The organism is Paenibacillus sp. FSL W8-0426, from assembly GCF_037969725.1.
Taxonomy (GTDB): Bacteria; Bacillota; Bacilli; order Paenibacillales; family Paenibacillaceae; genus Paenibacillus; species Paenibacillus hubeiensis.
Map to the genome: position 1 here is coordinate 1,141,691 of NZ_CP150203.1, position 12,013 is coordinate 1,153,703.

The following is a 12,013-nucleotide window of genomic DNA, read 5'->3' on the forward strand; positions in this document are numbered from 1 at the left end:
AAATGGCTTCCACTCCAACACTTGAAGGAAAGACACTAAACGTTTGCTGGACTCACTCCAAAGTAAGCCAACTGAACGATCACGCGAGGTCTTGAGTTTGCATCGGAGACACACTGCCTGCGAGTTGCACTTTCAATGTCTTCATACTGTCATTTGCAATTGGAACAATATAGATAAGACCTTTATTCAAAGTGAAAGCAAATGAGTGCGATCATGCAAATTATCAGCAAGCCGTCGCACTCCGTATGGAGTGCGTGGATTGAAATCTAATATTGCCATCAGCCACTTTAATGGTTGGAGTCAGCAGCAAGCCGCTCAATAAACAGGAATTTCTCGTGAACGTGTCTCAATGGATTTGACTTTAATTGAATGATCGTTTATTATTCAGCCATGAGATATAAGGACAAAAATAAAAATGAAGCTATTTTTCAAGCAACCATTCAACTTTTGAACGAGATCGGCTTCTCTGAAATTTCCATGTCTAAAATTGCCAAACGGGCTCAGGTATCACCAGGAACGATTTATGTTTACTTCGAAAACAAGGAGGACATGCTGAGGAAGCTGTTTTTGAACGTCGAGCAAAAGATTAGTTCGAGTATGTTCCAGGGTGTCCATCATCCAATGCCGGTCAAGGAAAGATTTGAACGGATTATGAGCAACTATATTGAATTCATTCTTAACCATAAAGATGAATTTCTCTTCTATGAACAATTTTGCAATTCACCGCTTGTCGAAAATTTGTTTCTAGAAGACTCCAGTTTGATGTTCCAGCCTTTTTATACATTGATTGAGGAAGGCAAAGAACAGAAGTTGCTTAAAGATTACGATACCATGCTGCTATTAGTTTTGATTTATGCTCCTGTTACCGAACTGGCCAAGCAATATTACAGAAAAGAATTTGAATTTAATGATAAAAATGTGAAGGACTTGATTCAATCGAGTTGGGACGCTGTTAAAGCATAAGAGTCCTTCTTTTTTTAATTTTAAAATGAATGAACATTCAATTTTTTATTAATTTCAATAAACCATTTGAGAGTTGATACCTATGTCCAGTAAGAGAAGAACGGAATATCAAACATCCAAAAACTTCGTAAACGGGAGATTTAAATATCCTGTTGAAACGCGTGTCGATTATAGCATGAAGGCTTTACTCCCAATCCTTCGGCAATATATCAAAGGCAATCCTAGGGCACGGCCGAAAGAAATACTCCCGGTACAGCGAATCGTCACACCTTTATCAAAGGAAGATGTTAATAAAACGGCAGTTACATGGCTCGGGCACTCTACATCGTTAATTCAGCTGGATGGACAGCTGTTGCTGTTAGATCCGATATTCGAGCCCTATTCCTCTCCTTTCAGGTTTGGCGGCAGACGTTATAGCGAACAACTGCCCATTGAAATCGAAGATCTGCCGCAGATTGATGCGGTGCTCATCTCACATGATCATTATGATCATCTGGATTACCGGTCGATCCGGAGATTAAAGGATAAAGTGAGAACATTTCATGTTCCCCTTGGGGTTGGCAGTCATTTGGAAAGATAGGGTGTTGCTCCTGAGAAGATTGTGGAGCTTGATTGGTGGAAGGAAGCCAGGTTTGAAGGTCTGAAATTTCGCTGTACACCGGCAAAACATTCCTCGGGACGAGGTGTTTCTAAGCAAAATACCACATTGTGGTGTTCGTGGATTATCGAAGGAAAACATACAAAGATATTTTACAGCGGGGATAGCGGCTACGGTCCTCACTTTAAAGAGATAGGTAATCATTATGGTCCTTTTGATCTGACACTATTCGAGGCCGGACAATACGACAACAGCGGGTGGTGGCCACTGCATATGCTCCCCGAGGAGACGGTTCAAGCCCACATTGAACTTCAAGGTAACTTATTGCTCCCGGTTCATTGGGGCGCATTTACACTCGCGTTCCATGACTGGGATGAACCGATCAAACGTGTTCTCAAGGCTGCGTCTGAAAGAAACGTTGTCATCGCGGTACCTCGCATAGGCGAAAGTGTTGAGATTGGTTCTTCTGAAATACCGTCGGTTCCATGGTGGAGAGATATTAATTAAAGGGGATGATTCATGAAAAAAGCGGCGTATCCACGAAGATCATTTTCTTATAAAAAATGATAGATTTTCAGTTTGAAAAAAGAATAACGATTATTAGGAGGCATATATGAAATACTATTTCTTAGGAAAAAGCGGATTACGCGTCTCGGAGCTTGCCCTTGGCACCATGACTTTCGGTACGGATTGGGGATGGGGCGCAGGCACGGATGAAGCCCAGAACATGCTGGACATTTATCTCGACCGGGGTGGAAATTTTGTCGATACGGCCAGTGGATACACGAACGGAAGCTCGGAAAACATGTTGGGTGAAATTTTGGGCGAGCGTCGTAAGCGCATCGTGCTTGCCACGAAATATACGATGAATACGCATCAAGGCGACCCGAATGCAGGCGGAAATCACAGAAAAAGCATGATTCGCTCGGTTGAAACAAGTTTGTCGCGAATGAAAACGGATTATATCGACCTGCTGTATCTACACTCCTGGGACAACACGACGCCGGTTGAGGAAGTGCTGCGCGCTATGGATGATCTTGTACGAGCGGGCAAGGTGCTTTATGTAGGGATATCGGATACGCCGGCCTGGCAGATTTCGCGGATGCAGACGATCGCCGACCTGAGAGGGTGGTCGCCTCTGGTTGCCCTGCAAAATGAACACAGTCTGATCGAGCGAACGTCGGAAAGAGAGCTCACTCCGATGGCTCAGGAGATGGGGCTTGGGGTTGTTGCCTGGTCGCCGCTGGCCAACGGTCTTTTGACCGGAAAATATTCAAGAGAGGATTTGCAGCAGCCAAGCAAGGAATCCGAAGGCTGGAGCTCGCGGGTAACCATGATGGCTAACCATGGTATGCTGAATGAGCGGGTATTTAATATTGTGGATGAAGTCAAAAAAGTAGCAGATGAAGTGAATGCTCCGGCAGCGCATGTAGCGTTGGCATGGCTGAGAGCACAATCGTCCGTGACATCCATTTTGCTGGGGGCAAGCAAAGCCGGACAGCTTGAAAGCAATTTGGATATGCTTGATGTGCAGCTTACGGAGGAACAACTGCAAAGGCTCGACACGGTAAGCGCGATTGAGCTCGGCTTTCCTCATAAATATTTAAATGATCCCGCAAATCTGTGGGGAGTCTTTGGTGGCGTAGCCGTCGAGCGCCGCTAAGATATGTCCAAACACCTTCAAGTGATGGTTACCATGTCGTGGGTATTCAATTTCTTTGGTCATCCCGAGTGCAAGGTTTAAACTTTGAAGCTGATAAAGCTAAGCTCTAATCTTCCTTGTCCCGATCGTACCCTGCAAGAACGTATGAATTGTACAACCTACTCAGTCGCAATTCCCAGGCACCAGCAACCAACAAAAAAACCAAGGCATCGAGTCAACAACTCAGATGCCTTGGTTTTTTGCGTAATAATGGTCTTCTTTTTTGGTCGGTTAGAAACTGATCAGTTTCCTTTTACCTTAAAGAACGAAATCAGTTCCTGCAGCTGCTCCGAAACCGCGGACAGCTCGTCGGAAGCCGTGACGATGGAGGCCATGGAGGCTTCCTGCTCGGCCACGGATTGCTCGATCTGTTTCGTGCTGCTTGCCGCCTTGCTGACGCTCGAGGACAGTTCATCCGCCGTGGCGGACATTTGCTCCGTGCTGGCCGAAATTTCTTGGGTGGAGCTGGAGATGTCCTGAATCTGATTGGCGACTTTGCCCGTCGCAGACAGGATATCCTCGAAGAATACGCCGGTTTCGCTAGTCACGCTCATCCCTTTTTCAACCTCTTGGGAACCGAGCTGCATCGCTTCGGCCGACTGCAAGATGTCTCTCTGGATCTCGTCGATCAGAGCACGGATCTGCGTGGCTGATTCCTGAGATTGTTCTGCAAGTTTCCGGACTTCTCCGGCCACCACCGCAAATCCTCTGCCTTCTTCGCCGACGCGCGCCGCTTCGATGGAGGCGTTCAGGGCAAGCAGGTTGGTTTGCCCGGCAATGTCGGTAATGATATTGACGATGCTGCTAATCTCGTTGGAACGATTCTCCAGGGATTGGATGGACGCGTACGTGTTCTGTACCGCGCCGGATATCAGGCGCATCTGATCAATGACTTGCTGCATGATCTCATGGCCGGAATTGGAGCGCTGCTCCATGGTCAGCGCTTCGTCGGCCGCGTCTGCCGAGCTGCTGGCGATCGTCTGCACCACTGTGGACATTTCGGTCATGGCACGGGCGCTTTCTACGGTAGCCAGATTTTGTGAGCGGAGTCCCGCAGAGATTTCCCGGATGTTGCTGCTGATCGATTGAATGTTTTCGTTGTTCGCGGCTGAGATCTCCAACAGCTTTTTGGACGAGTCCGAGAGGTGGCCCGACGTCGTTTTTACCTTGAACATCGTGTTGTTGATGCGTTCGATCATCGTATTGAATTTTTCGTTGATAATGCCTAGATCGTCCCGCCCCGTTGGAATGGATACGTCCAGGTTGCCCGTGCTGACTTCTTCGATGCCCTTCATCAGGTTGCGGATCGGACGCAGCGTCTTTTTCAACAGAACGTACTGAAGCACCATGAACAGGAGCAGGAAGCCGATAAGGAACATCAAACCGTATGTAAGCAGTTTGTCCAGTCCTTTCGGAACTGCGCTGGCATCTACGTCGAAAAAGAGAGCGGCGTAAATGGATCCGTCGGCATTGTTGATCGGATACATCAAGGTGGTCCATGTTCCATATTCATCCGTATAGAAATCGCTGAAGGCCGGTTTGCCGTCGATCTTCATTTGTTCCAGGACAACGACGTTATTTTCGGGAAGAGGGTACATGGCGCCTGCGGCCAGATTGCTCTCCTCAAAGGGCTCCAACAAATTGGTAGGAACCGCAATAATGGACGTGCCGTTACCTTGCTCCAGTTCCGAACCGAAAATGTACGCTTGCGCGATGTTTGGATAAAACTCATGGATGGAGTCCAGATACGTTCTAAGTTCCGATTGTACGGGACCGGAATAACTTTTTTCGTTGACAGCCTCGGCGACTTTGCCGGTGTCCAGGTCGTTGTACCATTTTTCGGTAATGACGGTGGCCTGGTCGTGCAGCTGTTCAACCAAAATACTTTTTTGCAGCTGATATGCTGCCGTAATCAGGATTATACCGATCAGCGTGATGCTGCCGAACGAGATGATCAGGTTTTTTGCGAAAAATGGAAGGGTACTCCATCGAAACTTTGCAAACAACATGGTTCACTCCTCTTAGTTTGTATTTGTCGAATTTTCATGTTTGTGCAATTTGCTTATTCCTATCCATGATGGAAGTATTATACGTGTTCATATTATATTTCCCATATATTTCATTTGGAGGGGGTATATTTAACTAAAATAAGCTGTACAAACATGAGGCATTCATGAAATATATCGGATGCTGAGTGACTTTTATGTTAGTTTTGGAATGAAAAGGGTGCTAAAGGACCAACATTTGGAACGCATTTTCCGCGTTTCTTTCACATTTATGTTTATTAATGAATATTTGCGCAAATCTCAGGTATTAAATTTACAACGATTAATCTCCTCATCGATTTAAGATTCATTCAAGGTTTGTCTCCTAGACTGGGTATATAAGCCAATGTTTTGCTTACAGAAACCAAAAGGGAGGACTTGATTCGTGAATAGGGTCATGAAACGTTTTGCAGCTGCGGCACTGTCGCTGTCGATGGTTGCGGCGCCTCTGGTATGGACGTTGGGAACGTCGACCGCCTATGCCGCGGAAGAGGGAAGCACAACATCCACGCCAGCGTATTCTTCGCTGTTTGAAGGAGACCGCGTGATCGATGTGAAGGTTACGATCAGTGATGAGGACTGGGAGAGCATTCTCGCCAGCCCGATGGACAAGGAATACAAAAGCGTAAGCGTGGAGGTAGACGGCAACAAGCTCGATAACGTTGGTTTTTCCACCAAAGGCAACATGACGCTGAGATCGGTAGCCTCTATGGAGGATTCGGACCGTTACAGCTTCAGACTGAAGTTCGACAAATACGATAAAACCCAGACGCTGCTCGGATTGGACAAAATGGTGCTGAACAACAACTACACCGACCCGTCTTACTTGCGCGAATACCTGCATTATGAGGCACTGCGCAGCATCGGGATGGACGTGCCGGAAACGACGTTCGTCAACCTTTACATCAACGGCGAGTTGTTCGGATTTTATACCGGGGTCGAGTCGGTAGACGACAGCTACCTGGAACGGAACTATGGCGAAGGATATGAAGACGGCGTTCTGTACGATACGGAAGAGAAAAGCTATTTGCAATATGAGGAAAATGAGGAGTACAGCACCCTGACAAAGGATTTGGGCTCCGACAAGGACAAAACAAAGCTCAAAAACTTCATTAAAGTGCTGAATGACATGCCGGATGGCGAAAAAGGCGAGATCGAGAGCGTACTGGACGTCGATTCCGCGCTCAAATATATTGCAGGGAACGTTGTATTCGGCAACTATGACAGCTACAACGGGGACAAAGGGCATAACTACATGTTATACGGCGACGCCAACGGCAAATTCAGCGTCGTGCCGTGGGACTTTAACATGTCTTTCAACGGATACTCCGCTGGAGGCGGTGGACGTGGAACGACAGGCACCACCGCAACAAACACAAATGCAACGACCGCATCCATAGATGAACCGGTACTGGGGATCAGCATGGATAGCGTGCCAATGATCAGCAACCTGCTGGCCGTGCCGGAATACAAAGCGAAGTATCTCGGCTACGTGAATGAGCTGACCGATTACCTTGAAGGCATTCAAGACCGGATCGCCGATCTTTCCGACCTGATCCGTCCGTATGTGGAAGCCGATCCAAGCAAGTTCTACACGATGGAACAGTTCGAGTCCAACATTACGTATTCCGCAAATGCTGAAGGAGAGGGAAGTATGGGCGGATTCGAGGGCATGACGCCTCCTGAAGGGTTTGAAGGCATGACACCTCCGGATGGCATGACGCCGCCGGAAGGATTCGAAGGCATGACGCCTCCGGATGGAACGACAGCGCCGACGAGACCTGACGGTACGGCAAGCGGAACGGCGGATGGCAGCGACGAGGCGGCGGCTGCCGGGGATAACGGCAGCACGGCAGGCAGCATGCCAACGCCTCCGCAAGGCGGTTTCGGCGGCGGGCAAGGCATGGGTAACATGGCAGCCGGCTCCTTGACCACCTTTGCGCTCAACCGCCTGGCCAACCTGCAGGAACAGCTTGGACGCGAAGTAACGCCATTGCCGGAAACGTCCGATGGAGCAAGCGAATCAACGGGTACGGATGCTTCTTCCGGTACGAGTGCAGGAACAGCTGCGGGCAATGCTTCCTCAGGTTCAACGAACAAGGATATTTCCGTAACGCTGGACGGCAAAACGGTGTCGTTCCCGAATCAGGCACCGATTCTGAAAAACGGAAGAGTTATGGTTCCTGTGAATTCGATCCTTGAAGCGTTGGGTGCGAAAGTCACTTGGGACAAAACTGCGAAAACCGTAACCGCCGAGCTGGGTGAGCAAACGCTGGTCATCAAGATCGGCAGCAGTGCAGCCACGCTAAACGGCGCATCGCTGGAACTCGGCACACCGGCCATCCTTCAGAACAAACGCACGCTTGTGCCGATTCGCCTCGTTACCGAGGCATTGGGAATGAAAGTGGACTGGGACAAGACGGCTTCGCAAGTGAGCCTGACATCCAAGTAAGCAGCTTGTGAAAAGAGCAGGGACGTTGATGCAATGATGCATCAACGTCCCTTTTTGGGCTGACGAACCTCAGACACGCTATTCGGTCATCTTTGGGTGTATTTTTTCGCTAAAGAACTTCAGACACCTTATTCGGCTCAAAATGAACCAGATGAACGCGATGTGTTCGGTATAACGCCTCTCATGTTCGTTAGAATTCGAACTGCTCGAAATGACGCCTAATAAGACGTCTCAGGTTTGTTAGGCATGAATGCCTTCCCCGGCTGCGAAGCTCCTGCTCAAAGTTCAGCAGAAGTGCACCGCATCAACCCAAGCAGAACGAACTTCACGACATCGGTCTGCGCATACGCCTATCCCGTCGTTGAGGTGGTCGATTCCGCCGGTTTGTCGGCAGCCATAAAAGCAACGATGATCAGAATGCACGCCGCGCCGATCCACTGGAACAGGCCGAAGGGGTCATGCAGCCAGAACACGGTCGTGATCACGGCGGCGAGCGGTTCGAGACTTCCGAGCAAGCTTGTTTCTTTGGGGGCGAGGTAGTTCAGGCTTTCGACATAGAACCAGAACGCAAGCATCGTGCCGAACAGGATGACGAAGGCCAGATACAGGTAGGCATCGCCCGTCAGAAGTCCTTTTTCGATCCGCCACGGCGGGTGAATCAGGGAAAGGGCAGAACCCCCGATCACCATCGACCAACCTACGATGACGAGCGAATCGAACTTTTTGAGCAGCGGAATGGCATACAGCGTGTAAAAGGCGGCCGCGACGCCCGACAATATCCCCCATACGATGGCTGGCGTGGGAACGGACAACTGGGAGAACGAGCCGTTGGTCAGGAGCAGGAAACATCCGGCTAGCGCCAGCGATACCGTGATTCCATCCCTGGGCGTCAGCTTGGCCTGTCTGCTTATAAACAGGTACCCGATAATCATAACCGGTGACAAGTATTGCAGCAGGGTAGCTACGGCGGCATTGCCTTCTTTGATCGAAGCCATGTAAGTGTATTGGACGGCAAGCATGCCGATCAGTCCAAAGATGAGCAGACGCAGCGCGTCTTTCCAGTGGGTCCAAATGGACCAGATTTGGCCGCGATTGCGGTTAAAGCCTTGAATGGACAGCAGCAATACGCCTGCCAGGAGCAATCGCACCGCGACGAACCAATTCACGTCCACGCCGTAGTGCTGGAACAGTTTTTTGGCCACGGTGCCGCCAATACCCCAGAATACGGCCCCTGTAATAATGTAAAATAATCCTTTTCCCCGATGCATGTTCATCTCTCCATCATGAATGTAAAAATAGTATGTTATATTGTAGATATTAAAAGGAAACGACTGAATATTATACTCGAATCGGATGAAGAAATATAAATATATTGAGGTAAAGGGATGCAAATCATGGATTTTCAAATCGACCCCAATTTAAGGGAACTGACAGAGCATCGCACGATCGTGCTGCCGCTTGCATGTTACCGGACGACCATTCGCAAACATATGCAGGAACATATTCCGCTTCACTGGCACGAAGAGTTTCAATTTGTCCGCGTGATGAAAGGGCAGGCTGATTTCCGGGTGCAGGATAAGCATGTTCGTCTGGGTCAGGGAGAAGGTTTGTTTATCAACAGCGGTTGTTTGCATATGGCGACGGATGAACATCGGACGGGGTGCGTATATATCTGCCTGAACGTAGCGCCATCGTTTGTGGTGTCCCAAGAGCTCTATTCGGCTTACGTTTATCCTTACATGCAAGCGACCAATCTGCCTTATGTACGTTTGAATGCAGAAGAGGAGTGGGCTGAAGCCATCCTGGAAGCCATTGTTGCCATTCATCAGCTGGTGGAGCAGCGCCCGGCCCATTATGAACTGGACATTACCGCAAATCTCGCCCGCTTGTGGAAAAACCTGATCGCCAACGGATTCCCGCTGGAATACGAACAGGCAGAGATGCTGAGAAACCGGCGCATGAAGGCGATGCTGGACTGGATTCACCGACACTATGCCCAGAAAGTGCTGCTGGACGATATCGCGCGTGCAGGGCAGCTAAGCCGGTCCGAATGCTGCCGTTATTTCAAGCGAATGCTCAAGAAATCACCGCTTCAATACGTCATGGACGTCCGCATTCGGCAGAGCCTGGTGTTGCTCCAGCAGCCGGAGCGCAGCGTTACGGATGTCGCCTATCAGGTGGGATTCAACAGCACCAGTTATTTCATCCAGCAGTTTCGCCAATCGATGAACATGACACCCATGGCCTATAAAAAGTCCACGCAGAACGGTCTTTCTTCCTGACAAGGCTTGCTGGATCAGGCGGTTAAGCTAAGTAGCATGTTGGAAGTGCATAACGATTCATCCATGCGCAGAGTATGGATATTACGAAGTCATCCTTGATGGGTGGCTTTTTGGCCTGTAATAAAGTAAGCGGTTACAAAACAAGGCCGATATTGTATAGTATGATGGCAAGCTTGAGCCGTTGAGACATATATATAACTGCCTGGGCACATGCCCTGCTTGAATAAAAAGGAGGAATCCCGATGTACCGGGTGCTGCTGGTTGACGATGAAGAGGATGTGCGGGAAGGTTTGGTCGTGGAAGTGGACTGGGAAGCACTGGATTTGCGGATCGTTGGTCTTGCCGAAAACGGAAGAGAAGCGCTGGAAATGGCCGAACGGGTCGAGCCGGACATCGTGGTGACGGATATCAGCATGCCGTTCATGGACGGTCTTGAGCTGGCCCGCAGGTTAAGGGAGCGCAATCCGCTCGTCAAAGTCGTCATTCTGACCGGATACGATGAATTCGATTACGCCCGGCAGGCTGTTTCGCTGAGCGTGGATGAATATTTGCTCAAACCGTTTTCTGCCGCGCATCTGGCCGAACTGCTCACCCGCCTGCGCGGACAAATGGCCGCCGAGGTGGCAGAACGCGAAAATGTGCAGCAGCTGCGCGAACATTACTATGCCAGCCTGCCTTTGATGCAGGCCGACCTGATGGCGACCTTGCTTCATCGGCGGAAGCCGCCGGCCTACATTCACGGCAAGGCAGAGCAATGCGGGCTGGATCTGAAGGGCATCCGTTACGGCGTATCCGTGGTAACCCTGCATACGGACGGCAAAACGCCGAAACAGTCCCTGAACGCTTCTTCCCTCAAGTCAGATCAGCGTGAAACAACGGAAGAAGTTCAGGCATCTGCCGCGGGCGCCATACGGGACTCGGAAGACGGGGAGCTGAAGCAGTTCGCCGCCTTGAATGTTGCAGCAGAAGTATGGGCAGAGCATGAAGCAGGCCATGCGTTCATTCATCAGGAGGCCATTGTGCTGCTGTTCGTCGACCGGTGGGGCGGAGAGGATGGCGAGAAACGACAGCAGCAGGCGCTCGAAAAGGTCATTCGCAGCATCAACCACTATTTGCGCATGCAGGCTACGATCGGTTCTGGAGCTTTGGTGCAATCGCTGGACCAAGTGAAGCACGCTTACGAGGATGCGCTGCTGGCGCTGGATTACCGGCTTGTGCCGGGAACGGACCCGCTCATCTATATCGGCGACGTGGAGCGGCAGGCGGCTGGCAAGCTGCGCTTCGACGAGTTGAAACAGCAGGCGCTTACGCGCTGTCTGAAGGCAGGCACGCAGGATGAACTGGATGAGGTGCTGGACATCATTTTCCGGGAAATTACAGCCGAACACGGCCGCAGCGACATCCAGCTCTATTTGATCGAGGCGTTGACCACGGTTTGGAAGGCGGCGCAGGCCTCCGGGGAACAAATGGAGGATATCTTCGGAGCGGGATTCCAGCTGTACGCCGATCTGTTCCGGCTGCCCGGTCTGCCGGAAGCCCAGGGCAGGGTGCGCGAAGTATGCGCCAACGTCCAGAGACGGATCGCCAGCGGACGCCAGCATGCATATAAGGATATCGTGGAGCAGGCGCTTGCGTTTACGAAGCAGCACTATGCCGACCCGGAGCTGTCCATCCAGAAGGTATGCGGGCATCTGCACATCAGCTCCGGTTATTTTTGCGCCATTTTCAAAAAAGAAGTGCAGCTGACCTTCCTGCAATACCTGATGCAGATTCGCATGGAGGCCGCGAAAGAGTTGCTTCGTTCCACGGATCTGAAGTCGTTTCAAATCGCCGAGCAGGTCGGTTTTGCCGAGCCGAACTATTTCAGCTTTTGTTTTAAGAAACATATCGGCATCTCTCCCAAGGAATATCGTAAGCAAGCATCCTCCTCTTCGGACGGAGGAAGGATGCCATGAGGAGCTTGGCAGGCTG

Annotated in this window: 7 protein-coding genes and 1 pseudogene; 6 read left to right on the top strand and 2 right to left on the bottom strand. The window is 50.2% G+C overall.

Annotated features, from left to right (window positions below; genetic code table 11):
* Window positions 1-369: 369 nt before the first annotated feature.
* The 3 genes and pseudogenes from MKY59_RS05175 to MKY59_RS05185 all read left to right on the top strand — a co-directional run bounded on the left by MKY59_RS05175 (window position 370) and on the right by MKY59_RS05185 (window position 3,224).
* A complete protein-coding gene (locus tag MKY59_RS05175) occupies window positions 370-963 on the top strand; it encodes a TetR/AcrR family transcriptional regulator (protein WP_339276380.1) in 594 nt (197 codons plus the stop codon).
* A gap of 175 nt (window positions 964-1,138) precedes the next feature.
* Window positions 1,139-2,068 (top strand): annotated as a pseudogene (locus MKY59_RS05180) (MBL fold metallo-hydrolase).
* Window positions 2,069-2,174: 106 nt separating this feature from the next.
* Window positions 2,175-3,224, top strand: a complete 1,050-nt coding sequence (locus tag MKY59_RS05185; RefSeq protein WP_339276382.1) for an aldo/keto reductase — start codon at window positions 2,175-2,177, stop codon at window positions 3,222-3,224.
* 281 nt (window positions 3,225-3,505) lie between these two features.
* Here MKY59_RS05185 and MKY59_RS05190 read toward each other — a convergent pair whose 3' ends face one another.
* On the bottom strand, window positions 3,506-5,272 hold the full coding sequence (locus tag MKY59_RS05190; protein ID WP_339276384.1) for a HAMP domain-containing methyl-accepting chemotaxis protein: 1,767 nt from the start codon (window positions 5,270-5,272) through the stop codon (window positions 3,506-3,508).
* Window positions 5,273-5,693: 421 nt separating this feature from the next.
* On the opposite strand from MKY59_RS05190, the gene MKY59_RS05195 reads away from it, so the two are divergent.
* Window positions 5,694-7,760 carry a CotH kinase family protein gene (locus tag MKY59_RS05195; RefSeq protein WP_339276385.1) on the top strand — a complete coding sequence of 689 codons (2,067 nt, stop codon included), beginning with the start codon at window positions 5,694-5,696 and terminating at the stop codon, window positions 7,758-7,760.
* A gap of 350 nt (window positions 7,761-8,110) precedes the next feature.
* On the opposite strand, the gene MKY59_RS05200 is transcribed toward MKY59_RS05195, so the two are convergent.
* Window positions 8,111-9,028: an EamA family transporter gene (locus tag MKY59_RS05200; RefSeq protein ID WP_339276386.1), complete on the bottom strand. Its 918-nt coding sequence runs from the start codon at window positions 9,026-9,028 to the stop codon at window positions 8,111-8,113.
* Window positions 9,029-9,145: 117 nt separating this feature from the next.
* Here MKY59_RS05200 and MKY59_RS05205 point away from each other — a divergent pair, with 117 nt between their 5' ends.
* Complete coding sequence (locus MKY59_RS05205) at window positions 9,146-10,042, top strand: AraC family transcriptional regulator (protein WP_339276387.1); 897 nt, start codon at window positions 9,146-9,148, stop codon at window positions 10,040-10,042.
* Between the two features lie 242 nt (window positions 10,043-10,284).
* Window positions 10,285-11,997, top strand: coding sequence for a response regulator (locus tag MKY59_RS05210; RefSeq protein ID WP_339276388.1), 1,713 nt, complete (start codon window positions 10,285-10,287; stop codon window positions 11,995-11,997).
* Window positions 11,998-12,013: the final 16 nt, after the last annotated feature.